The organism is Vibrio sp. YT-16 (assembly GCF_033337405.1).
GTDB classification, from domain to species: domain Bacteria; phylum Pseudomonadota; class Gammaproteobacteria; order Enterobacterales; family Vibrionaceae; genus Vibrio; species Vibrio alginolyticus.
Genome location: NZ_JAWOQQ010000013.1, coordinates 44,044 through 68,967 on the forward strand (window position 1 = coordinate 44,044; position 24,924 = coordinate 68,967).

Annotated in this window: 20 protein-coding genes; 12 read left to right on the plus strand and 8 right to left on the minus strand. The window is 44.4% G+C overall.

Going from position 1 to position 24,924, the window contains the following annotated elements:
• Positions 1–28: 28 nt before the first annotated feature.
• The 5 genes from bamE to nadK all read right to left on the minus strand — a co-directional run bounded on the left by bamE (position 29) and on the right by nadK (position 5,306).
• Complete coding sequence (gene bamE / locus R7F07_RS18565; RefSeq protein WP_017820585.1) at positions 29–388, minus strand: outer membrane protein assembly factor BamE; 360 nt, start codon at positions 386–388, stop codon at positions 29–31.
• Between the two features lie 242 nt (positions 389–630).
• Positions 631–1,113, minus strand: coding sequence for a GNAT family N-acetyltransferase (locus tag R7F07_RS18570; protein WP_005381636.1), 483 nt, complete (start codon positions 1,111–1,113; stop codon positions 631–633).
• A gap of 21 nt (positions 1,114–1,134) precedes the next feature.
• Complete coding sequence (recN, locus tag R7F07_RS18575; RefSeq protein WP_005383750.1) at positions 1,135–2,799, minus strand: DNA repair protein RecN; 1,665 nt, start codon at positions 2,797–2,799, stop codon at positions 1,135–1,137.
• 166 nt (positions 2,800–2,965) lie between these two features.
• A complete protein-coding gene (locus R7F07_RS18580; protein ID WP_171343014.1) occupies positions 2,966–4,156 on the minus strand; it encodes a DUF3103 domain-containing protein in 1,191 nt (396 codons plus the stop codon).
• A 265-nt stretch (positions 4,157–4,421) separates the two neighbouring features.
• The gene (nadK, locus tag R7F07_RS18585; protein ID WP_005381631.1) at positions 4,422–5,306 is read right to left on the minus strand and encodes an NAD(+) kinase; all 885 of its coding nucleotides are present in this window, start codon (positions 5,304–5,306) and stop codon (positions 4,422–4,424) included.
• Positions 5,307–5,452: 146 nt separating this feature from the next.
• On the opposite strand from nadK, the gene grpE reads away from it, so the two are divergent.
• From grpE to dnaJ, 4 genes are all read left to right on the plus strand, one after another.
• Positions 5,453–6,049 carry a nucleotide exchange factor GrpE gene (gene grpE / locus R7F07_RS18590; protein ID WP_021034134.1) on the plus strand — a complete coding sequence of 199 codons (597 nt, stop codon included), beginning with the start codon at positions 5,453–5,455 and terminating at the stop codon, positions 6,047–6,049.
• A 417-nt stretch (positions 6,050–6,466) separates the two neighbouring features.
• Positions 6,467–7,741, plus strand: coding sequence for a dicarboxylate/amino acid:cation symporter (locus tag R7F07_RS18595; protein WP_005381625.1), 1,275 nt, complete (start codon positions 6,467–6,469; stop codon positions 7,739–7,741).
• 347 nt (positions 7,742–8,088) lie between these two features.
• Complete coding sequence (gene dnaK, locus R7F07_RS18600) at positions 8,089–10,002, plus strand: molecular chaperone DnaK (protein ID WP_005381623.1); 1,914 nt, start codon at positions 8,089–8,091, stop codon at positions 10,000–10,002.
• 204 nt (positions 10,003–10,206) lie between these two features.
• The gene (gene dnaJ, locus R7F07_RS18605) at positions 10,207–11,355 is read left to right on the plus strand and encodes a molecular chaperone DnaJ (RefSeq protein ID WP_005381620.1); all 1,149 of its coding nucleotides are present in this window, start codon (positions 10,207–10,209) and stop codon (positions 11,353–11,355) included.
• A 69-nt stretch (positions 11,356–11,424) separates the two neighbouring features.
• Here dnaJ and R7F07_RS18610 read toward each other — a convergent pair whose 3' ends face one another.
• On the minus strand, positions 11,425–11,856 hold the full coding sequence (locus R7F07_RS18610; RefSeq protein ID WP_171343019.1) for a type IV pilin protein: 432 nt from the start codon (positions 11,854–11,856) through the stop codon (positions 11,425–11,427).
• A 103-nt stretch (positions 11,857–11,959) separates the two neighbouring features.
• Between R7F07_RS18610 and R7F07_RS18615 the strand changes: the two genes are divergently transcribed.
• The 6 genes from R7F07_RS18615 (at position 11,960) to tadA (ending at position 17,415) form a co-directional block, all read left to right on the plus strand.
• Positions 11,960–12,475, plus strand: coding sequence for a GspH/FimT family pseudopilin (locus tag R7F07_RS18615; RefSeq protein ID WP_033905824.1), 516 nt, complete (start codon positions 11,960–11,962; stop codon positions 12,473–12,475).
• Between the two features lie 8 nt (positions 12,476–12,483).
• Entirely contained in the window at positions 12,484–13,110 is a 627-nt protein-coding gene (locus R7F07_RS18620) for a PilW family protein (protein WP_033905826.1), read from the plus strand.
• Positions 13,110–14,405, plus strand: coding sequence for a hypothetical protein (locus R7F07_RS18625; RefSeq protein WP_053306533.1), 1,296 nt, complete (start codon positions 13,110–13,112; stop codon positions 14,403–14,405). The genes R7F07_RS18620 and R7F07_RS18625 overlap by 1 nt, the downstream gene beginning before the upstream one ends.
• Positions 14,395–14,805, plus strand: coding sequence for a prepilin-type N-terminal cleavage/methylation domain-containing protein (locus R7F07_RS18630; protein ID WP_053350260.1), 411 nt, complete (start codon positions 14,395–14,397; stop codon positions 14,803–14,805). The genes R7F07_RS18625 and R7F07_RS18630 overlap by 11 nt, the downstream gene beginning before the upstream one ends.
• A gap of 288 nt (positions 14,806–15,093) precedes the next feature.
• A complete protein-coding gene (locus R7F07_RS18635) occupies positions 15,094–16,653 on the plus strand; it encodes an AbgT family transporter (RefSeq protein WP_005383758.1) in 1,560 nt (519 codons plus the stop codon).
• Positions 16,654–16,905: 252 nt separating this feature from the next.
• Complete coding sequence (tadA, locus tag R7F07_RS18640; protein ID WP_373921587.1) at positions 16,906–17,415, plus strand: tRNA adenosine(34) deaminase TadA; 510 nt, start codon at positions 16,906–16,908, stop codon at positions 17,413–17,415.
• Positions 17,416–18,003: 588 nt separating this feature from the next.
• Here tadA and mltF read toward each other — a convergent pair.
• A complete protein-coding gene (mltF, locus tag R7F07_RS18645) occupies positions 18,004–19,581 on the minus strand; it encodes a membrane-bound lytic murein transglycosylase MltF (RefSeq protein ID WP_031777268.1) in 1,578 nt (525 codons plus the stop codon).
• A 299-nt stretch (positions 19,582–19,880) separates the two neighbouring features.
• On the opposite strand from mltF, the gene purL reads away from it, so the two are divergent.
• Positions 19,881–23,774 carry a phosphoribosylformylglycinamidine synthase gene (purL, locus tag R7F07_RS18650; RefSeq protein ID WP_171343020.1) on the plus strand — a complete coding sequence of 1,298 codons (3,894 nt, stop codon included), beginning with the start codon at positions 19,881–19,883 and terminating at the stop codon, positions 23,772–23,774.
• A 295-nt stretch (positions 23,775–24,069) separates the two neighbouring features.
• A complete protein-coding gene (locus tag R7F07_RS18655) occupies positions 24,070–24,378 on the plus strand; it encodes a DUF3622 domain-containing protein (RefSeq protein ID WP_025998700.1) in 309 nt (102 codons plus the stop codon).
• A gap of 90 nt (positions 24,379–24,468) precedes the next feature.
• Here the strand turns inward: R7F07_RS18655 and R7F07_RS18660 are convergent, their stop codons facing one another.
• On the minus strand, positions 24,469–24,909 hold the full coding sequence (locus tag R7F07_RS18660; protein ID WP_054700854.1) for a hypothetical protein: 441 nt from the start codon (positions 24,907–24,909) through the stop codon (positions 24,469–24,471).
• Positions 24,910–24,924 lie beyond the last annotated feature (15 nt).

The following is a 24,924-nucleotide window of genomic DNA, read 5'->3' on the forward strand; positions in this document are numbered from 1 at the left end:
AACGGGAGGTTTTTTTGCAAAAGTCAGTTTACTGAATTTGCTCGTAAAATGCGTCACTTTTTGGAAAGTCACCACTGATGTCTGCGAGTGTGCCTTGGTCATTAAAGTTTACAATCAGATCTTTCTGTACTGGTTCGCCATGGCCAGGAGTATGATGATAGATGTAATACCAAGTGTTTGGATAGCCGTTTTCAATAAGCATTGGCGACCCTAATACGAAGCGAACCTGTGCTTTAGTCATCCCAAACTTTAATTTATCAACCGCACTTTGTTCTACATAGTTGCCTTGGTTGATATCAATACGATAAACCAGTCTTTCCAATACCGAACATCCTGTCAGCAATGTCATTGCTAATGGTACGGCAACTAACCACTTCTTTAATTGCATAATAATTTCTTAGTAACCTTTAAAATACTGCGCTGATAATAAACAAGCTCGACGCAGATGTAAAAAGCTATGCGTCGTATGGTAGACAATCTGACAACGAATTTTGAGTTGAGTTGCATTTATTCACCGATATTAGGCGGTAAATGTCACCACATGACGTATTAGTTAGGTGACGAAGAGCACATTTCAATCGGAGGTAGGGTGATGGACGCTTTCAGCGGTGAGCCAAGCCTAGTGACTCGTTAGTCGGTTTTGGCGAATTCGCGTAATGCATCACCTGAAAAACGATAATACTCTTTTTCATGAATTAGTGTTGCACCAATTGAGCGGTAAAACTGACCTGCGGTAGGGTTACTACTTTCAGCTGTCCAGTCCAACCTTTGGCATCCACACTTGATCGCCAAAGATGCCAGATACTTCATTAACTTGAGACCAACCCCTTTTCCTCGAACCTTCGAAGATACGAACAGATCTTTTAAGTACATCTGCCCTGAGAGTTTTGGGGCAGGGAACATGACGGTATAAGATGCAAAGCCTACGACGTCATCATTATCGTAAACCGCAATGATATTAACACCAGAATGTTCAGAGAAGACTTGGCTCTTTAGATAATGGACCAGATCGTGTTTTGATGAAGCTTTTTCTTTGAAGTAGTAATGTTCTAACTCAATAAAAATAGGGATGAGATCTAAGCAGTTGGTTTTGTGTATTGCTCTGATATCCATATCTCATCCCTTGTCGATTTATTAAGCGGCGATAAGCAGTTCTTTTGCGTTTGCCAACGTTGAGTCGGTTATTTGACTACCACCAAGTAAGCGAGCTAATTCTGCCACACGTTGTTGTTCATCTAATGCGTGCATTTGGGTTTCGGTTTGGCCTGCTTTGGTTTGCTTAGCAACAAACATTTGTTGATGGCCGCATCCGGCAACTTGAGGGAGGTGAGTGACACACAATACTTGAGTAGATTCGCCAAGCTTGCGTAGCATTTTGCCCACTACGGCAGCTGTTGGGCCACTAATACCTACATCCACTTCATCGAAGATTAAACTTGGTGTATCTACTTTCTGAGCGGTGATCACTTGGATCGCTAGAGAGATACGTGATAGCTCACCGCCTGACGCAACTTTTGCTATAGGTTGCAATGGTTGTCCCGGGTTGGTCGATACTAAGAAGCACACGCTGTCCATGCCAAGCGGCGATGGGTGCGTGTTGTCATTGCTAACTTCGATACTGAATACTGCTTTCTCCATGCTCAATTCGTGCATGCTTTGTGTGATCAGTTTGTTCAGTTCTTTTGCGTAACGGCTGCGTGATTTGTGCAGTTTTTCTGCTTGTGTTAGAAAGCTTTGGTACTTGTGTTCTACTTCTTGAGCAAGCTCATCTAAACGTTCATCGGAGCAATCTAACGCTTCTACTTGGGCCAGAAGATCTTGATGATGTTGGTATAGTTCTTCTGGCATTACGTGGTGTTTACGAGCTACAGACATCACTTTAGAAAAACGTTCTTCTACATAAGCCATACGAGCAGGATCAACATCGATGCCATCTAAGTAGCTGCGTAATTCATTCTTCGTTTCTTCAAGTTGAATCATCGCTTCTGACAGCATGTTAGGTAGCTCAGATAGCTTTTCATCTAATTCGGCTAATTGAATTAGGGAGTGATTGGCCGATTGCAAAATACCAAGCGCATTGACTTCTTCACCTTCGTAAATAAGTTCGATGGCTTGCTGACAGGTAGTGGCGAGTTCACCACTGTTGGATAGTCGTTTATGCTCTTGCTCGAGCTCTGCAAATTCTTCTTCACCTAGCGATAACTCATTCAGTTCTTTGATTTGGTATTCAAGCAACTGTTTTTGCGCCTGGTTTTGCTGGCTATTTTCTTTTAGCTGCTTGAGGTTATTATCCGCCTGACGCCAATGCTGGTAAGCACTTCGTGTGCTTTTTAGTAGGTTTAAATGCCCAGCATATTGGTCGAGCATGGCCATTTGGTGCTCACTTTTCATCAATTGATGATGAGCGTGCTGCCCATGGATATTGATAAGTAGCTGCCCTAGAGATTTGAGTTGTGATAGTGGAACAGGGCTGCCATTAATGAAGGCTCTTGAGCGGCCTTCTTTTGTGATAATACGACGCAAAATACACTCACTGCCATCTAGCAGATCGTTATCTTCTAACCAACGTGTTGCATGTAAGTTGTTGTCCAATAAAAAAGCGGCGCTAACTTCGGTTTTCTCTTCACCTTGTCGCACCATGCCGGCATCGGCTCGTCCGCCTAAGCAGAGCCCTAAAGCATCGATAGCAATGGATTTACCCGCGCCTGTTTCACCTGTAATGGTGGTCATGCCCTTAGAAAGCTCGAGTTGTAAAGACTTAACAATCGCAAAATTATTAACACTTAGATGAGCCAGCATTTTATTTACCTGTATAACTGAACAATACTGTATAAGAGAACAGTATATACTGTTTCTTTATACAGTAAAGTCAGGTAAGGAAAATTTTCTTTGTAGGCTGTTTTTTTGTGATGAAGTGGGAAAAATGAGCCGATGTGATTACAACGACTCATTAAAATTGAACAGGTTACGGACGAGTTGGGTTAATCGTTAATGGTTCTAGTGTGACGACTGCATTCACACCTGCACCTGGGTGCTCCACGTATGAAGTGTCTTGCATTAGAGTGTAGTAAACGTCGACGAAGTCATCATCATTCGTGAGTACACCATCGGGGATAGTGTCGATGATCTTGTTCGTGATTTGCGGAATAATCGCATAAGCCTGAACTTCTGGATCTGGAATCGCTTTCAATACTTCTTCGGCAACTTGAACAAGGAGTTTTGCCAATTGTTTATAGTCTGTGCCGTCATCTTGCTCCATGAGCACAATGTCTGCCGCACCCCAGCGGTAACGAGACCAGTGAATAATGATCTGATTTGGATAATAATCTTGGTTATCGTAGTCTAAGTATGGAAGCTCCACCAAATCGAGAGTAGGTTCATCACGACTTGGATTGACGCCCGTTACGATAGCGTAGATTTCTGCCTTGCCAGAGATCCAAGGTTCTTTGTCATCGGCTAGACGGATCTTTTTCAACTGCGTGGTTTGAATTGGAGCCGCTTCGCCCACTGCGCTACTTGACAATAACGGTGTATTTTGGCGTTGTTCATCAGCAATATATGGTTGAACTAAAGCTGGTTGACCGAGTTTTTTCATCTCAGCTTGCATAGCTTGCAAGCCTGCTTTTAGCTCTGCAGAGCTATTGTTATCAACGACAAGTACAGGTACCTCAGGGAGCTGGTAAACATCGAGTTGATGGATGTTGCCATAAACATCAAATGCTTCGATGTATTGCCAATTCTCATCATCACCACTTGGTTCAAACGCAAATAATGGCTCGACCTCGCCACTTTGCCATGCTGTTATCATGGCTTCATTTGCCAAGCGAACTTCTAACAACTGATCTGAGTATTCAGAAATACCTTTCCAGCTACGAATTTGAGTGTCAGCTTGTACAAGCTGGCGGCTGAACTCTGAGTTAGGGTTTTGCTTAACAAATGCTGATACAGACACGTTAGTCTGTTGTGGAGTAATATCTCTTCTCAACATGGGTTCAATGGCAGCATAGTTCTCACTCAATTGTTGAGCTAGGGCACGCTTCGTCTTAGTGATATCTTCCGCTTTTGCGTTGGATACACTGTTGACTTGCGTTTCCTCTGATTGGCAGCCAATAAGTGCTAATGTACTGAGAACAGACAGAATGATGGTTTTCTTCATAATATGTCCTTTATTGATTGTATGAAATAGAGTTAATACTCTATTCATGGTGAGAATATCACCGGACATAGATCATTGAATTTGCTTTTCTATCTTTTGTGTAAAGTTTGCCCACAGGATCAAAATTTATAAGCTTCTCTTTAATGATGACAAATATCGTGTCGCCTCACTACTTTGTGTCTATTTCTTGTCTAAGAAAGCCAAAAGCCAGTAGCAATTAAGCTGCTGGCTTTTTTATTGAAGTTATTGCCCTGAGTAACAAGTGTTAGAACAATTTACTAGACCAGCCAAGCTTATTCCGTAAGACGTGATAGTAGCTGTAGTCTTTTGGATGGATGAGCTTTAGTACATTTGGACTTTGATAGATGTGAATTTCGTCGCCAGGGGTAACTGGAAGTGAGACTTGTCCATCACAGCTAACTTCTTGTGTTCCACGGTTTTCTGGTGATACCACCAATTTAATTCGACGTTTTCCATCAACCACCAAAGGTCGACTCGACAATGTATGAGGGAACATTGGCACGAGTGAAATGGCATTCAAGCTAGGAGAAAGAATTGGGCCGCCGCCAGAAAGTGAATATGCCGTCGAGCCAGTCGGAGTGGAGACAATCAAACCGTCGGCCCGTAAAGAGAAGGCGAAGCTTTCATCAATATACACTTCAAATTCAATCATATGAGCAATTTGCCCTGGGTGAAGTACGGCTTCGTTTAGCGCAGCGTTATGGCTCTTTATTTGTCCGTGGCGGTGTACTTCCGCCTCTAAAAGAAAACGTTCCTCTTCAATATACTCACCGTCGAGTACCGCTTGCAGAGACGCTTGGAAGTCGTCTGGGTTCAAGTCAGTTAAGAAGCCCAAATTTCCACGGTTCACGCCTATAACTGGCACATCAAATCGGGATAAAATTCTTGCCGCACCTAACATGTTGCCATCGCCACCAACCACAATGGCTAGATCGGCATTTTTTCCTAGTTCAACTAAGCTAGCAAACTGACTCTGTGGGATATCATCCAGTATTGCGGCAAGGCGATCGTCAATGAATACTTTATAGCCCTCAGAGGTCAACCATTGGTACAACTCTTTATGAGTTTGAATTGCTTGTTGATCTCTTGGTTTTCCGATAATCGCGATCACGTTACATGGATTTTTCATAGCATTTCCGCATTAAAGAGGCTTGAATCAGGAATCTTCATCCCCATAATAATGGCAAGTCACCTAAATATGCGAATTTTTATGTGGTTAAAGCCCGCAAAAACGCGCATGGCTTTAAGGGCATTATGTTGAATTCTGGAGATATCATGAGCAACGAAGAAAACAAAGTTACAGAAGAAGAGCTTGATCAAATCATCGAAGAGGCTGAAAAAGTAGAAGCTGAAGCACAAGAAGTTGAAGCTGAGCTTGAAGAGCTTGGTGATGAGACAGACGCTAAGATTGCTCAACTAGAAGCGGCACTATTGTCTAGCGAGGCAAAAGTAAAAGAGCAACAAGATGCGGTGTTGCGTTCTAAAGCTGAAGTAGAAAACATGCGTCGTCGCACTGAGCAAGAGATCGATAAAGCACGTAAGTTTGCGTTGAACAAGTTTGCAGAAGAGCTGCTTCCTGTTATTGATAACCTAGAGCGTGCAATTCAAGCGGCAGATACAGAGAATGAAACTGTGAAGCCGTTCCTAGAAGGCGTTGAACTAACCCATAAAACGTTTGTAGACGTTGTAGCGAAATTTGGCTTGAAAGCAATCAACCCTGAAGGTGAAGCATTCAATCCAGAGTTCCATCAAGCGATGTCGATTCAGGAGAGCCCTGATCATGAATCAAACACTGTTATGTTTGTTATGCAAAAAGGTTACGAACTAAACGGCCGTGTGATTCGTCCGGCAATGGTAATGGTTGCTAAGTAACTTTAACTCCCTGTTTTTTAAATATAAAAGCGCCCATCATTTTTGATGGGCGCTTTTTTGTTTTAAACATAAATGACTGCATCGAACTTCGTTGTATATCGATAAATGAAAATTTGATCCCCTTCATATTTTTTCCTATTGGTTAATTATTTTCCTATAGGAGATTTTCTCTCATCTCGCTGCGTGTTTATTAACGGGAAGGGCTATAAGTGATTGTAATCATTCGCTGCGTGAATGTTTGTTCTGCATAGGAATGTAAATATAGTCATTTTTTCTAAAACAATTTCGTTAACAAAAATGTAAATTATCACTTTATTTTGTAACTTTGGTGTGTATGATTTGCGACTAATGCTTTAAAAGTAAGCATATATAACTACAAAAATGTAAATAGCAAACACAACATATCGGAGATTTATAATGGATAAATCGCTTTCTAGTAAGATTTTTATAGGCTTGTTTGCCGGCCTTGTGCTGGGGACAGCAATTCAGTACTTATTTAGCGGTATTGCGATTTTTGATACATACCTACTTGGAGCTGCAGAAGGTGTTGGCGGCATGTTCGTCTCACTGATCAAATTGCTTGTTGTTCCTTTAGTTTACGTTTCAATCGTATGCGGCATTGTTGACTTGAAAGACATCAGTGCATTTGGTCGTCTTGGTGGAAAAACTTTTACCCTTTACATTCTTAACACCATCATTGCGATTACGGCGGCTTTGACTGTCGGCTTGATCTTCCAGCCAGGAGCGGGCGCTAATCTAGCAGGAACGGTATCTGAGGCTGTACAGCTGACAACGACAGAGACGCCGGACATTTTCTCTTTAGTTGTTAACATTGTTCCTAGCAATCCTGTACAAGCGTTTGCTAGCGGCGACATGCTGCAAATCATCTTTATGGCAATTTTGACGGGGCTTGCAATTCAAGCTTTGGATTCTCGTGGTGGCCCAGCTATTCGCACATTCAAAATGGCAAATGAAATCATGATGAAATTGGTTGGATTAGTGATGAGTCTTGCACCATATGGTGTGTTCGCACTAATGATTCAACTAGGTGCAACGCTAAACGCCAATACATTAATGTCCGTTGCCGGTTACGTGGCTTTGGTGGTTGCGATGTTGGTGTTCTGGATCTTCTTCTTCTACCCAATGGCAGTGAGTATTGCGACAGGAACTTCTCCAAAGACTTTCCTACGTGCAACTCGTGAGCAGATTCTTTTCTCTCTATCTACCGCGAGCTCAAACGCGACTATCCCGGTAACGATGCGCACACTGACAGAAAAGCTTCAGGTCTCTAAATCGGTTGCTGGCTTCGGTGTACCACTGGGCGCAACGATGAATATGTCTGGTGTGTCTATCTATATTGCTCTAGCAACGATGTTTGTTGCGAACGCTTTTGGCCAGCCAATTAACACCGCAGACATCTTCACACTTGGCTTAACTATTCTTCTGTTATCTATTGGTGCTGGCGGCGTTCCTGGGGGCGGCGTGGTAATGGTAGGTGTTTTGCTTCACCAGCTAGGCTTACCACCTGAAGGTTTGGCAATCATTGCAGCGGTCGACCGTATTAATGATATGTTCTGTACATCATCTAACGTTGTCGGCGACACGGCAGTGAACACCATTGTTGCAAAAACAGAAGGTGAGATAGGTAAAGAAGAAGGTGTTGATGCTGAGCCTGCTCAAGCGAACGCCTAATACCTTGAATCATTTATTTTAACCCTAATATTGAAGCGAGCTCTTATGAGCTCGTTTTTTATTTAGGAAGAGTCGGGCATAAATAAATTTATCTGGGAAATGACGTTTTGTTGCGCTACAGCAGTGTGACGAGTTCCCAACTAATCAGAAAGAAACACATAAATTTCGAAAAAAGACGCTTTTTTTTAATTCTGCCCTTGAAAAGCATTTTGCCGCCCTTATCTATGTGGCATAGAGAAGCAAACATTGATTATTTTTGTTTGTGAGCAAGGGTTGAAACCCGATTCTCCTCCCCCCACATTGGGGTTATAACCAAACGAAAATAGAATTTATTCGGAGATAGCCAGATGGGTAAAATCATTGGTATTGACTTAGGTACTACTAACTCATGTGTTGCTGTATTAGACGGCGACAAACCACGTGTAATTGAAAACGCAGAGGGCGAACGTACTACTGCATCGGTTATTGCTTACACTGACGGTGAGACGCTAGTAGGTCAACCAGCGAAACGTCAAGCAGTAACTAACCCAGAAAACACGCTATTTGCAATTAAGCGTCTAATCGGTCGTCGTTTTGAAGACGAAGAAGTTCAGCGTGACATCGAAATCATGCCTTACAAAATCGTTAAGGCTGACAACGGTGATGCTTGGGTAGAAGCGAAAGGCCAAAAAATGGCAGCTCCTCAGGTTTCTGCTGAAGTTCTTAAGAAAATGAAGAAAACTGCTGAAGACTTCCTTGGTGAGGAAGTAACTGGCGCAGTTATCACAGTACCTGCTTACTTTAACGATGCTCAGCGTCAAGCGACAAAAGATGCTGGCCGTATCGCAGGTCTAGAAGTTAAACGTATCATCAACGAACCAACAGCAGCTGCGCTAGCTTACGGTCTAGATAAGAAAGGCGGCGATCGCACTATCGCGGTATACGACCTTGGTGGTGGTACATTCGATATTTCAATCATCGAAATCGATGAAGTTGAAGGCGAGAAAACATTCGAAGTTCTAGCAACTAACGGTGATACTCACCTAGGTGGTGAAGACTTTGATAACCGTCTAATCAACTACTTGGTTGATGAGTTCAACAAAGAGCAAGGCATCAACCTTAAGAACGACCCACTAGCAATGCAGCGTGTTAAAGAAGCAGCAGAGAAAGCGAAAATCGAGCTTTCTTCTACTTCTCAAACAGACGTAAACCTACCTTACGTTACTGCAGATGCAACTGGTCCTAAGCACATGAACATTAAAGTGACTCGTGCAAAACTAGAATCTCTAGTTGAAGACCTAGTACAACGCTCTCTTGAGCCATTAAAAGTAGCTCTAGCTGACGCTGACCTATCAGTAAACGACATCACTGACGTAATCCTAGTTGGTGGTCAGACTCGTATGCCAATGGTTCAAGCGAAAGTTGCTGAGTTCTTTGGTAAAGAAGCGCGCCGTGACGTAAACCCTGACGAAGCAGTAGCAATGGGTGCTGCAGTTCAAGGTGGTGTACTTGCTGGTGACGTTAAAGACGTACTACTACTAGACGTAACTCCACTGTCTCTAGGTATCGAGACAATGGGTGGCGTGATGACTAAGTTAGTTGAGAAGAACACAACTATCCCAACTAAAGCGAACCAAGTTTTCTCTACAGCGGAAGACAACCAGAGCGCGGTAACTATCCACGTTCTACAAGGTGAGCGTAAGCAAGCGATGTACAACAAGTCTCTAGGCCAATTTAACCTAGAAGGCATCCAGCCTGCACCACGTGGTATGCCACAAATCGAGGTTACGTTTGACCTTGATGCGGATGGTATCCTACACGTGTCTGCGAAAGACAAGCAGACTGGTAAAGAGCAGAAGATCACTATCCAAGCTTCTGGCGGTCTAAGCGATGAAGACATCGAGAAAATGGTTCAAGAAGCAGAAGCTAACAAAGAAGCGGACAAGAAGTTCGAAGAGCTAGCGACTGCACGTAACCAAGCTGACCAAATGATTCACGGTACTCGTAAGCAAGTAGAAGAAGCTGGTGAAGCGCTACCTGCAGAAGAGAAAGAGAAGATTGAAGCAGCAATTTCTGAGCTAGAAACAGCACGTAAAGGCGAAGACAAAGAAGCTATCGATGCTAAAGTTCAAGCACTAATGACTGCTTCTCAAAAGCTGATGGAAATCGCTCAACAACAAGCTCAAGCGCAGCAAGCACAAGGTGCTGACGCAGGTGCACAGTCTAAAGAAGACGACGTTGTAGATGCTGAGTTCGAAGAAGTTAAAGACGACAAGAAATAATATTTCTTAACCAGATGGCTGCATAGCCATCTGGGGTCGATAAGACTTCGTGTGCGGGCGTTTGGGGCAACTCTTACGCCCGTCTGTTTGTAAACGCTGTCTTTCTAGTTAAGTATGTTGCAGACAAGTGCACTTACCTAGAACGATACAAACACCAAGCGGTGAATCGATGCCGTTTGTAGTAATTAACTGGTGACGAAGAACATGTCAAAACGTGATTTTTACGAAGTATTAGGCGTAAGCCGTGATGCCTCAGAGCGCGATATCAAAAAGGCGTATAAGCGTCTAGCGATGAAATTCCACCCAGACCGAAACCAGGGTGATGATTCTGCGGCGGACAAGTTTAAAGAAGTAAAAGAAGCGTACGAAGTTCTGACCGACCCTCAAAAGAAAGCGGCGTACGACCAATACGGTCATGCAGCTTTTGAACAAGGCGGCGGTGGTTTCGGTGGCGGCGGCTTTGGCGGCGGCGGTGCTGATTTCGGCGACATCTTTGGCGATGTATTCGGTGACATCTTTGGTGGTGGTCGTCGTGGCGGTGGTGGCCACCGTGCCCAGCGAGGTGCTGACCTACGTTACAACATGGAATTGACGCTAGAAGAAGCGGTTCGTGGTGTAACGAAAGAGATCGAAGTACCGACACTAGTACACTGTGATACCTGTGATGGTAGTGGCGCGAAGAAAGGTTCATCTGCTGAAACATGTGGTACCTGTCATGGTCATGGTCAAGTACAGATGCGCCAGGGCTTCTTCGCAGTGCAACAAACCTGCCCTACCTGTCACGGCAAAGGTAAAATCATTAAAGACCCTTGTAATGAGTGTCATGGTCAAGGTCGTAAGCAGAAAACAAAAACACTTAACGTTAAGATCCCAGCAGGTGTTGATACTGGCGACCGTATTCGTCTATCTGGCGAAGGTGAAGCGGGAGAAATGGGAGCACCAGCGGGTGACTTGTATGTACAAGTGCACGTGAAAGAGCACCATATCTTCGAGCGTGATGGCAACAACCTATACTGTGAAGTGCCAGTAAGCTTTGCGATGGCAGCTCTAGGTGGTGAAGTTGAAGTACCAACCCTAGATGGTCGCGTAAGCCTAAAAGTGCCTTCAGAAACGCAAACAGGTCGTATGTTCCGTATGCGTGGTAAAGGTGTGAAAGGCGTTCGCGGTGGCGGTGTTGGTGATCTTATTGTTAAGTTGGTTGTTGAAACACCAGTAAACCTAAGCTCACGCCAAAAAGAACTGCTCAAAGAGTTTGAAGAGTCTTGTGGTGGTGAAGCGGCGACAAAGCACAAGCCTAAATCAGAAGGCTTTTTCAACGGTGTGAAAAAGTTCTTTGATGATTTAACCAGCTAAGACGTTAGTGAAAAGCACAAATACAAAGGCCTGCTAAAATGCAGGCCTTTTTGCATCTCGGTGTTCTTCCTAATTCCAGCAATCACTTGGTTCTTCGACATTTGTTGACGTTAAAGTAATCGTTTTAGAACCAGTCAAGCACTCGTCGTCGTCTTGTCCCAGAGCCGATTTTGCTGTTGCTGTAATGGTATAGGCCGTACTTGCAGAGCTCGCAATATCGAAAGAAAATCTATTTGTGTCTGAGTCACATAGAGTGCATGTGCCTCCAGAGAGAATATGACTCCAGTCGTACCCACCATCATAAGATGTCTCTAGCTCTAGCTGAATTCGACTAAGATCGCTCAAGGCAACCGTCCTATGAGACTTGATTACATGATTAGTGTAAGAAGGGTAGGCGATCGCAGCAATGATCCCGACAATCACGACAGCTATCAGTAATTCGATCAATGTCATCCCTCTCAATCCTTTTTTGTAGCCGTTACAACGAGAAATTCGAATCATCACGAGTAGTTTCCTTTTCACTTTTCCGCCTATTTTTGGCAGGTGATAGCATCTGTGCAAGATGAATTACGGCCCTTTTGCCGTTTACATAGGAATTTGGGAAATGCCTCGCGGGTTTACGTTGTTGGAGCTTCTTATTACTGTTGCTGTACTGAGTGCTTTATTGGCTACAGCTGCACCATCTTTCAAGAATGTCTTTGAAACCAACAAAATGCAGCGCTTAGCTAATGAATTGCATGGCTTTGTTATTGAAGGCAAGTCTGAAGCAGTATTACGGCGTGAAAGACTTTGGGCACACATCATCATGTCTGGGAGCTCATCCAGTGACGGAAACTGGCGTATTGATTTGACAGATAACGGAGCTGAGGGTGCTGGGACTGTGTTGTTCTCTTTATCAGGTAAGCCGTATTACGGTATTGTCGTTACCCCGAGCTATGCTTCCGATCAAATCAGCTTCGACGATGTTCATGGTCGACCATCATCAGGAAACTTGAAGTTTCATCCTGTTGGTGAATCATCAAAAGCCTTAAAACTCATTTCTCATACTTTATCAGCCCGCGTAAGAGTATGTAGTGATAACAGCGGCACAGAATATTACGGTTATTCAACTTGCTCTTAAGGATGGCTATGTTTAAACAAAAAGGGGCTAGCCTTATTGAGTTTATGATCGCATCTGTGCTTGGGCTTATTTCTCTTGCGACAGTGGGGTCAATCTATGTGAGTGGTCAACGAGTGATAATGGAGCGTTCGAAAGAGTTAATGTTGTTACAGAATTCTGAAAGTGTCGTGCAGATGCTCAAGAGCGACATTCAGCGTGCTGGTTTTGACGGTAACAATGGTCATTCTATAAAAATATCGGGCTCAGCGAACACAATTTACACTCTTGATGATGTTGATAGAGGGCTAATTGCTTACGCCTATTACATAGGTGTTTCTGGCTCTGCTCCTTTATATAAAAACGTGGCTTATGAGCAACGAGTTAATACGCCAGAGTCGCTATTTGTGTGTGAAAAAAAGCAAATAACGATATGGGATGTTAATGACGTGGTCAACCTTGCAGGCACAGGCTCATGTAACACTCTCTTTGATAAAAAAGTTATTCACGTTAATCGATTTGACCTGACTAGTGATTTGCTAGAAAGCACTGATGCAAAAAGTGCACTGGTGACCATTACATTGGGAACCGAATTGAAAGACGTGACAGATATTCGCACGCAGCAGTCGTTTACTGCGATGCAAAGGAACTGGCAGTAATGAAGAAACAACAAGGTGCAGCAGCGTTATTAGTTGTGGGTGTATTGCTAGTTGCGGCATTAATGATGTCGCTTGGTAGCTACAAGTCTCTTTTTTATCAGATCAAGCGTGCCAACAATCAAATTGAAGCACGACAAGAACATTGGCTTGCAGAAGGGGGATTGGAGTGTTTCTATTCTTTAGTTCAAAGTACCGGTGATATTTCTTCTGCAACTTCACTAATTTCAAGCCGATGTGAAACACCTTTAGGTTTACATCAATTAGCATTGGAACCCGACAACAAGCTGTTAAGCAAACCAGCTCCAAACTCCAGCCGGACCGTTGAAAAACAACTTGTCCTTTCAAGAGGAAGAGCGTCCGGAGCACTAAAAAGTAGTACAGATTTATACGTTAATGGTAGCTCCGCATTTTCAACACCAGATCCTGGCGAATTTGTAGGAAGTGGGTGGGAGTGTGTTGCTATTCGCTATAAGAATGCATTTCACTCACGTGCTGGAGCGACAAACCAAGGGGTTATACATGGTTCTGCCCCTTATGCTGATTTTGTTCACAACAATATAGATTGTAAATCGGAACATATGAGTGTGACCTCTTCTGACTCAGATTACGGAGAGGACTTTATTCAAGATGCAGACCTAGAGCCATTTTACGACATTTTTAGAGAGCAACGCAGTGACTGGAACTCGGTGAAATCAGGCTGGGGGTTTACTACGATTGATTACGACGACTCAACTAACCAAGTCGTTACTGATTGTGGAAAGAAAGTTGGGGAGCAAATTTCAGCAGGGAAAACTCATATTTGGGTTACGGGGTCCTGTGAGTTTACTTCCTCTAAAAAGAATAGCTCTGGAGAGTATGAGAATGATTCTGATGGGATACTAATCAAAGGAGGCATTGATTATCTTAATGAAGCTTTTGCCGCTACTGGAGAAGCTCCAATATTACTTGTGGTTCAAGATGGTATTTTTGCTGTACATGGTTCAATGACATTCCCTGGTATGCTCTATCAACTTACGACTAATTCACTTACAGATTTAGATACACATTGGAACTTGTTCGAGGCCAAAGATCATTTTGGGGATGCGGCTAACTTTCCCACGCTTGCTCTAGATAAAGTCGTTTACCTGCAGCGTGGCTCATTTAGTTTTTCGGGGGGACAAGTCTTAGATAGTCCAGGTTACAGTGCTTATTTTGTTAACTCTCTAAATTTTGCTTACAACCGAGATAACATCGATGAGGTCGTTGATCCGATTATTAATTTCCGCTGGAAGAAGGGCTCCTGGAATGATCTCTAAACAAAAAGGTTTTAACCTTCTTGAAGTTCTAATTTCTTTTCTACTTATCGGTGTTGGGGCTCTAGGTTTAACGAAGCTAAACGTATATCTAGAACGCGAATCCGAATATGCCATAAAAAGTATTGAAGCACTTCGTCTAGCAGAAAACCAGCTTGAATGGTTCCGAACGCGTGGTGCTTCGGATGCGCTTTCTACGATTTCTACTGCCAGTTTTGCCTCTATCGTGACAGGATCTTCCGCCACTGGAGCGTACACGGTGGAGTGGGATGTGCCACCTGCTACTGTATCAGGTTCACTAAAGACGATCATCATCACAACAAGTTGGGAAGATAGAATGGGGCAGACGCAATCCGTTCAGCTGAAAACTATGATTTCACAGTACAGTGAATTCGAAAACTAAGTTCAATTGCATACATGGGCTGAGACAAATGCGGGTGTAATTCCTGTTTGATACCGGATTTGTCACGGTTAATAAATGGTTTTTGAACTGTTAATCGAGTTGATGTGCTACTGTTTTTATTATGTTTAATTGAAGTGGTGTTTTTGCAAAATATGTCTCCAATTATGAAAAAAAATCTAGAACCTTGTGCTTTCTCCATTAGTGTTTACTAGAATACTCGTTGGATAGTAGGTCGTTATAATTATTCAAATAGGCCTTGGCACCAACATCATTCACTATGGAGTTACCATGAGTAACCAAGCTGTAAATAAGGCACCATCATCGAAGCCGAGCGGGATGGAGCGCTTTTTAAACTTTATCGAGAGGACAGGTAACAAAATTCCTGATCCTGCGATTTTGTTCTTCTGGGCATTGATCATTACTTGGGCGGCGTCAGCACTTTTGTCGAATGTATCATTCGATCTTCCAAACCCTCGAACGGGCGAAGCTCTTACTATCACCAACTTACTTACGGGCGAAGCGCTAGCAAGTTTCCTTGCTAATATGGTGACGACGTTTACTGGCTTTGCGCCACTGGGTATCGTACTTGTCGCAATGCTAGGTGTGGGTGTTGCAGATTCTTCGGGTTTTATTACGACGGGTCTTAAGAAGATGCTGAACTTCACGCCAGCTAAGCTTCTTACTCCAATGCTTATTTTGGTTGCCATTGTATCGCATACTGCGGCAGATGCAGGCTATGTTCTGGTTATTCCTCTTGGCGGTATTATCTTCCATGCGGCAGGTCGTCACCCTCTAGCAGGTATTGCGGCAGCATTTGCAGGTGTATCTGGTGGCTTCTCTGCAAACTTTATCCCTTCAGGTATAGATCCACTACTAGCAGGCTTTACGCAAACTGCGGCGCAGGTTCTTGATCCTGAATACGTGGTTAACCCATTAGCGAACATCTTCTTTACTGGCCTATCTTCCATCATTATTGTAGCGATTGGTTGGTACGTGACAGAAAAAATCATTGAGCCTCGTTTGTCAAAAATGCCAATTGATGACGATGCGGAAACTGCGCCAAACCTAGGTTCATTTACTGAACTGGAATCAAAAGCATTCCGTTATGCAGGTTGGGCAATGATGGCGGGTATTGCTTTACTTGTTGCAGCGTTAATTCCAGAAACATCAGCACTACGCTCGCCTGAAGGTGAAATTACGGCCTTCTCAGCACCGATCATGAAGTCTATCGTTCCGCTGATCTTTATTCTGTTTATCATTCCTGGTTACGTTTACGGTAAAGTGTCTGGAACGTTCAAGACCAGCAACGACATTATCAAAGCGATGGCTGACACCATGTCAACCATGGGCGCATACATTGTAATGTCGTTCTTCTGTGCTCAGTTCTTATCTGCATTTGCTCAGTCAAACATCGGTACGATGCTAGCGTTGTATGGCGCAGAAGGCTTAAAAGCGATGAACCTACCAGGTGAAGTGACCATCATCGGTATGATCCTTCTAACCGCGTCTGTAAACCTACTTATTGGTTCGGCATCGGCAAAATGGGCTTTAATTGGTCCAATCTTAGTGCCAATGCTAATGGCGGTTGGTATCTCGCCTGAGCTGTCTCAAGCGGCTTACCGTGTGGGTGACTCTGTATCGAACATCATTTCGCCTCTAATGGTATTTTTCCCTCTTGTAGTGGTTTACTGTCAGCGTTATGTGAAGTCGGCTGGTATCGGTACGCTTGCGTCACTAATGATGCCATTCTCGATCGCAATGCTGATCGGTTGGTCTATCTTCCTAGTTGCTTATTGGATGGTAGGTATCCCACTAGGCATTCAAGCTCCTTACACTTACACCATGTAAAAACGTGTAGGGTGTGAAAGCCACTAATTGGCAGCCGAAAAGCGCAGGTCTTCGATCTGCGCTTTTTTTGTTCTCGCACAACGAACATCGATAGGTCTTGTAACTAGTTTTTTGGAGTTGCAAACTTTGTCCCGTGATGTGTCGCTGTAGTGAAACCGAAGTTGGTGATAAAATTCCCGACTTCAATCGTTTTTTGTTTCTTTGGAGCCTCCTTTGTCTAACCATCCGTTTACCCCTCAAGATGAATTGTTTATGCGCAGAGCGATGGAGCTTGCTGAGCAAGCAGAAGCTGAGGGGGAAGTACCTGTCGGCGCAGTGCTTGTCAAAGATGGTGAAATTATCGCTGAGGGCTGGAACCGCTCTATTGGCACCCATGACGCTACCGCACATGCTGAGATCCAAACACTGCGTAAAGCAGGCCAAAAGCTAGAAAATTACCGTCTTCTGGATACGACGTTATATGTAACACTTGAGCCATGCCCAATGTGTGCCGGAGCCTTATTGCATAGCCGCGTTAAGCGGGTTGTTTTTGGAGCGCCAGATTTAAAAGCTGGAGCTGCAGGAACAGTGCTTAATTTGTTTGAAAGCCAAGCAGCTTACCATTACGCCTTAGTTGAAAAGGGGCTGCTAGAAGATGAGTGCCGCACTCAGCTACAAGCGTTTTTTAAGCGCCGCCGAAAGGAAATTAAAGCGAAGAAGCAAGCACAAAAAGCATTAGAAAATGGAGAGAGCGAACAAGGTAGTAGGAGTAGTGAGGGCTAGCAAACACCTACAACGTGGTAGATGTTTGCTTGGACGCACTAGTGATTGACTAAATGTACAAAAACACGATTACGTGAACTTACTTTCTTTTTCATACATGTCAGTTTACGTTTACGTCGGATAGCAGCTACTGTGTTATTTAAACGCTTTGACTGCACTCTACGTCTTCTCATATTCAAAACCTCCTGCAGACAAGACTTATACCAGTAAAGCGCGGCTCATCGATGCTTGGCAATAGGCTCGATAATCGCACTAAACATTGTATGGTTTAAACGTTCTTCATTTGACTTCTGCATTGCACAGAGCCAGCAAACAATTTCAATACGATGCTTAATAATAGGAGTGACGTTATTTCGGCAGAGTGTAGCCGAAAGCGCCGCTTCATCAAGTGAGCTAAACCATGTGGTTGTAAAGTAATCTGTTACAAAGCAATCAGTTTTACTAACGATGAAGAAAAGGCGACCAACCAAAGGAATGGTTGAGTGTGGTTGGTGTCACTCAGAATATTGGAGTCTAGATAAGTTTTCGTTAGGACTCAACAAAAATGACGAGCTTCATAGGCTCGTCATTTTTTAGTTTACCGCGGGTTTATTCTTCAATGCTTTCTTGTTCGGTGTCTTCTTCAACCGTGACGTCAGAAGCGCCAGAGACTTGTTCTACGACGGTCTCTACTGCGCCCGATATCAAAATGTCGGGGTTGAGCGGCGGAATCACTTGCAAGTCATCGCTATTCTCATCAATCGCTGGCTGTTGGCTGACATGACCAATGATGGATTGGTAGTAACGTCGAATATTTTCTACGTAATTACGCGCTTCATCGCCTCTGGCGTACCCATAGCGAGTTTGACTGTAATAGCGCTTCTGACGCAGTAAAGGCAGCCTGTCTTTTACATCAGCCCAAGCGTTTGGATCGCCACCTTGCGCTTTAGTAAGTCGTCGTGCGTCCATCATGTGGCCATAGCCAATGTTGTATGAAGCCAGGGCAAACCATATTTTTTCATGCTCGTTGATGCTATCAGGCACGCGACCTACAATGCGACGTAAGTACTCGACACCACCACGAACAGATTGCTCAGGGTCTAAACGGTTTGTTACCCCGACGCTTTTCGCTGTTGGCAGAGTAAGCATCATCATCCCCCTAACACCCGTTGGCGATTTTGCTGTTGGTTTCCAATGTGACTCTTGATAAGCCAATGCTGCAATTAATCGCCAGTCGAACTCTTCGCTGTATTTTTGGAATAAAGGTGCCCATTTAGGCAATTTGTCATCCAGAGCTCGAATGAATGCGCGAGTATCAACGTAATCAAATGCCTCAATATGACCAATGTACTTTTCTTCGAGGGTGGACAGTTCTCCTGATTGTTTGATGTTACCGAAAAACTCTATCAGCATCGCATACAAACTTTCGTCTTCAGAACGTCGAGTAAACCAAGACACTGGTTGATCTTCTGTAAGTTCAAATGCGAGCGCAAGATCGGGGTAAAGGCGTTGAGCTAGGGAAAGTTCCACCGAATCAGTCACAGTAAAACGTAACTCACCCGTCGATACGTATTTGAGTAAGTCTCTCGTGTCAGCATCACCAACAATTTCAAACTGAAGTTCTGGATACTGCTTCTTTAACGCTGTTAGGGTCGGAACATATTGCGATTGTTCAACGATCTTTAATGTTTGCGCTCCTGCATTTGTATCTTCGTCGGACTCGTCGTCTTTCGAGGCTTGGTATTCAATGAGTTGTTCGATATCACGTGGTCGAAGTTGCCCTTTTTTATATACCACTTGTTGGCTTACATAATAATAGGCAGGGCCTGGTCTAAATCGTTTGACTGCTTGTGACGTTTGATTTAAACCCGTAGCGATGATATCGATATCTCCTTTCTTAAGAGCAGGAAAAAGCTCAGCCTGGCGAAAGGCTGGTTTAATCTCGAGTTTGACGCCGAGCTGCTCCGCAAACTGACGCGCCAATTCGTAATCCAACCCTGCGGGACCATCGGGTCCTATGTAGTAGGAAAGCTGATTGTTTAGCGTGCCAACACGAAGCACACCACGTTCTTGAATTTTTTCAAATTCACTTTTGGGCTCCGACTCAATCTGGCAAGCAGAGAGCAAAAGAACAGAAACTAAAATTAGAGCACTGCGCTTGAGCCGGTTGAAGTGACTTATTTGCATTAATAGGTACATCTTGGAAAATTTCTATTTGCCTTTATATCAAAGCGAGCTCATGGGGCAAAGTGAATCACACACTTATAACGTGACATTGTGTGTTTTATCGACATTTTAGTTGTAATTCAAATTTGACAAAAAAAATGACGCAAACGGTTGCTTTTGGTGTTACATCACAAAAACAATTACTATATAATGCGCTCGCAATGACGAGGTGGAATCGGCATAGGTTCGACAGGGCTTATTTTAAGTGTCTGAATTTATTCCAATATCACCTTAATCAATTGCATAAGAGACCTAAGCACATGAGAATTTTGCGTGGCTCCCCAGCTCTTTCTGAGTTTCGTGTTAATAAACTACTGGAACTTTGTCGTGAACAAGATCTGCCTGTAACTGGTATTTATGCCGAGTTTATGCACTTTGCCGATCTAAAGTCAGACCTTGATGACCAAGAGTTAGAAAAACTTGAAAAGTTACTAACTTACGGCCCAACCATCGAAGAGCATGAGCCTGAAGGTCTTCTACTTCTTGTCACGCCTCGTCCTGGCACTATCTCGCCTTGGTCTTCTAAATCTACCGATATCGCTGTTAACTGTGGTTTGGATAAAGTGAAACGTCTAGAGCGTGGTACGGCTTATTATGTCGAATCTTCAGTTGTTCTATCAGAAGCTCAAGCTGACGCTGTTAAAGCGTTAATTCACGACCGCATGATGGAAACAGTATTCACAGCATTTGAAGCCGCATCAGCATTATTTACTGTTGCAGAGCCTAAGCCTGTCGCACATGTTGATATCTTAGCTGGCGGTCGTCTTGCGCTTGAAGAGGCAAACGTTTCCCTTGGCTTGGCACTCGCAGAAGATGAAATTGATTACTTGGTCGAGAACTTTACTAAGCTTGGGCGTAACCCAAACGACATTGAATTGATGATGTTTGCTCAGGCGAACTCAGAGCATTGTCGCCACAAAATTTTTAACGCAGATTGGACTATCGACGGGGTAGATCAACCTAAGTCTTTGTTCAAAATGATCAAAAACACTTTTGAAACGACACCTGACTATGTACTGTCTGCATACAAAGACAACGCAGCCGTTATGACAGGTTCTAAAGCGGGGCGTTTCTTCCCTGACCCTAAATCTCGTCAATACACGTACCACCATGAAGATACGCACATCTTGATGAAGGTAGAAACGCACAACCACCCAACGGCAATCTCTCCATGGCCGGGCGCATCGACTGGCTCAGGCGGTGAAATCCGTGACGAAGGCGCGACGGGTATCGGCGGTAAGCCAAAAGCGGGTCTGGTTGGTTTTACAACCTCTAACTTACGTATTCCTGGTTTTGAACAGCCATGGGAAACCGACTTCGGCAAGCCGGGTCGTATTGTAAATGCGTTAGACATCATGCTTGAAGGCCCTCTAGGAGGCGCGGCATTCAACAACGAATTTGGTCGTCCAAATCTATTGGGTTACTTCCGTACTTACGAAGAAAAAGTCACTTCTCATGCGGGTGAAGAAATTCGTGGTTACCACAAACCAATCATGATTGCTGGTGGTATGGGTAACATCCGCGATGAACACGTACAGAAGAAAGAGATCCCTGTGGGTGCGAGCCTAATCGTACTTGGTGGTCCGACAATGAACATCGGTCTTGGTGGTGGTGCGGCATCTTCCATGGCATCTGGTCAGTCAGCAGAAGATCTGGACTTCGCTTCAGTACAGCGTGAAAACCCAGAGATGGAACGTCGCTGTCAGGAAGTGATCGACCGTTGTTGGCAGTTAGGCGACGACAACCCAATCGCATTTATCCACGATGTGGGTGCAGGCGGTATCTCTAACGCATTGCCTGAACTTGTCGACGACGGTGAGCGTGGCGGTAAGTTCCAATTACGCGATGTACCAAACGATGAGCCGGGCATGAGCCCACTGGAAATCTGGTGTAACGAATCACAGGAACGTTACGTTCTAGCGGTAGCGCCAGAAAACATGGAAGCATTCGACGCCATCTGTAAGCGTGAACGCGCACCGTATGCAGTGGTGGGTGTGGCGACAGAAGAGCGTCATCTAACGCTAGAAGATTCTCACTTCGACAATACGCCAATCGATATGCCAATGGATATCCTGCTTGGTAAGCCACCGAAGATGCACCGCGACGCAACCACACTAAAAGTGGAAAGCCCTGCCATTGTTCGTGATGGTATTGAGCTTAATGAAGCGGTGGATCGCGTACTTCGTCTTCCTGCTGTTGCAGAAAAAACATTCCTAATTACTATCGGTGACCGAACAGTAACGGGTCTGGTTGCTCGTGATCAAATGGTTGGTCCTTGGCAGGTACCAGTAGCAAACTGCGCAGTAACAGCGGCAAGCTACGACACTTACCATGGCGAAGCAATGTCGATGGGTGAGCGCACGCCAGTGGCATTACTAGACTTTGGAGCATCGGCTCGCCTAGCCGTTGGTGAGTCACTAACGAACATTGCGGCAACAGACATCGGTGATATTAAACACATTAAACTGTCTGCGAACTGGATGTCTCCAGCGGGTCACCCAGGTGAAGATGCGGGTCTTTACGAAGCAGTGAAAGCGGTTGGTGAAGAATTGTGTCCTGCGTTAGGTTTGACTATCCCAGTTGGTAAAGACTCCATGTCGATGAAAACCAAGTGGGAAGAAAACGGCGAGAGCAAAGAAGTCACTTCTCCACTGTCGCTAGTTATCACGGCATTTGGTCGTGTGGAAGACGTACGTAAGACCGTGACTCCACAACTACGCACTGACAAAGGAGATACCTCTCTAGTTCTTGTTGACTTGGGTAACGGAAAAAACCGCTTAGGTGCGACAGCATTGGCACAAGTATACAAACAGCTGGGTGACAAACCTGCTGACGTAGATAATGCAGAGCAGCTAAAAGGCTTCTTTGATGCAATGCAAGCGTTAGTACGTGATGACAAGCTAGTGGCTTACCACGATAAAGGCGACGGCGGTCTTTTTGTTACACTGGCTGAGATGGCGTTCGCGGGTCACTGTGGCGTAAAAGCGAACATCGCAGAGCTGGGTGATGATGCGCTAGCCGTTCTATTTAACGAAGAGCTAGGTGCGGTTGTTCAAGTTAAGAATGATGATCTAGATTCAGTTCTATCTACTCTGGCGGCAAACGGCTTAGAGGCATGCTCACATGTGATTGGTTCTGTTGAAGCTTCAGACGACTTTGTTATCACTTCTGGTGATGCAGTTGTGCTTGAACGTTCACGTACCGAACTACGCGTTATCTGGGCTGAAACAACGCATAAGATGCAAAGTCTACGTGATAACCCAGCGTGTGCAGACCAAGAGCACGAAGCTAAGAAAGACAACTCTGACCCTGGTCTAAACGTTAAGCTCAGCTTCGACGTAAATGAAGACGTTGCAGCACCGTACATTGCGAAAGGTGCTAAACCTAAGATGGCAATCTTACGTGAGCAGGGCGTTAACTCCCACGTCGAAATGGCAGCAGCGTTTGACCGCGCAGGTTTTGAAGCAACCGACATCCATATGAGCGATATCCTAACGGGCCAAGCGGTACTGGATGAATACCATGGCTTAGTAGCTTGTGGTGGCTTCTCTTACGGCGACGTACTAGGTGCGGGTGAAGGTTGGGCTAAGTCTATCCTGTTTAACGCACAAGCTCGTGAACAGTTCCAAGCCTTCTTCAACCGTGAAGAGACGTTCTCTTTAGGTGTATGTAACGGTTGTCAGATGCTATCAAACCTGAAAGAGCTGATCCCAGGTGCAGACTTGTGGCCACGTTTTGTGCGCAACGAATCTGAGCGTTTTGAAGCGCGCTTTAGTCTAGTTGAAGTTCAGAAATCTGATTCTGTATTCTTTGATGGCATGGCTGGTTCGCGTATGCCAATCGCGGTTTCCCACGGAGAAGGGCGTGTAGAAGTACGTGATGCAGAGCACCTAGCAGCGATCGAGGCATCAGGTACGGTTGCGGTTCGTTACGTGGATAACATCGGTAACCCAACACAACAATACCCGAACAACCCGAATGGTTCGCCAAACGCGATTACCGGTTTAACAACAGCAGACGGTCGCGTAACTATCATGATGCCTCACCCAGAGCGCGTATTCCGCACAGTTGCAAATTCTTGGGCTCCGGAAGGTTGGGGTGAAAATGGCGCTTGGATGCGTATGTTCCAAAATGCCCGTAAGAATATCGGTTAATTAACCAAAGGTTAATCTAGCTTAAGTAAAGCGCTGGTTGAGAGACCAGCGCTTTCTTTTTTCTTATCACTCTTTTTTCTTCGTCGCTCTTTCTAGTGACTTGGCGAAACGTTGCTTTGTTCTGCCTCTTCTTTGTCATCTATTATCTAGCGTAAAAAACTTGCAGCGTTTAGATTACTTTTATGCTCTAATACCGCGCTTACCAAGGGATGGTGTTAAACAGCTCAGCTTAGATGGAGTTATCAAGTTGACCGAATCCCTGATTGATCCCTAAATCCCTTAGGAAATGAAAGAAATGTCTAAGAATCCAAAATTTGCTATCCGCGTCACTGAAAAACGTAACGGCTGGAGCGCAGAAATCACTCGCCAAGTGACATCTCGTAAGACTGTAGTATCAAAGCGTGAAACAGGCTTTGACAGCGAAGAGAAAGCACAAGCTTGGGCTGAACAAGAACTGGCTGGATTTATCCAAAACCAAGTGGTTCGTAACGAGCGTAAAGCAGCGCAACGTCAAGAGCGTGAAGCAGAACAACTAGCGGCAAAAGTTCGTAAAGAAGAAGCCCGCAAAGCACGTGAAACCGAAGTAGACACTGACGAAGAATAAGTTTAAATCGGTGAGATGGTGACGTTACCCATCAAACAAATAGTGAAAATGCCCTGAGTTTTGTCTCAGGGCATTTTTTATTTATATCGGCTAAAAACAATCCGACGATACGGACAAGCTAAACGTGCCGTCTTCAGGGGCTGCAAATTGTTTATTGCCAGGAAGAAGGTGAGGGTTATTAGCATAAGTGCGATGTGTCGATTTGATCTTTGCAGAATGTCTTTCCGGTAAATCAAAGTGTTGTAAGCCGTCAGATAGATCGTTTGCTTCACCGTAGTCGAAATGTGTTGCGACGTCTTTGGGCTGCTTGGCGTAACGACAGTGATCCGGCTTACCATCTTCGTGCCAAGTTAAAGAGTTAGTTTTTGCATCTAGATTCAGGTTATTTGCTGTTGGCTGTGCGTAAAAATCTTCTGAAACTTGGTGCTTGCTTTGTTCTTGTAAGTAGTCTGCAATGTTCTCAGAAGCTTGCGCTAGGCTACCTACAGGGAAGAAGCAAATCAGAAGAAGCCGTGTTTTTAGATTGTTCATAATGTGTATGCAAGC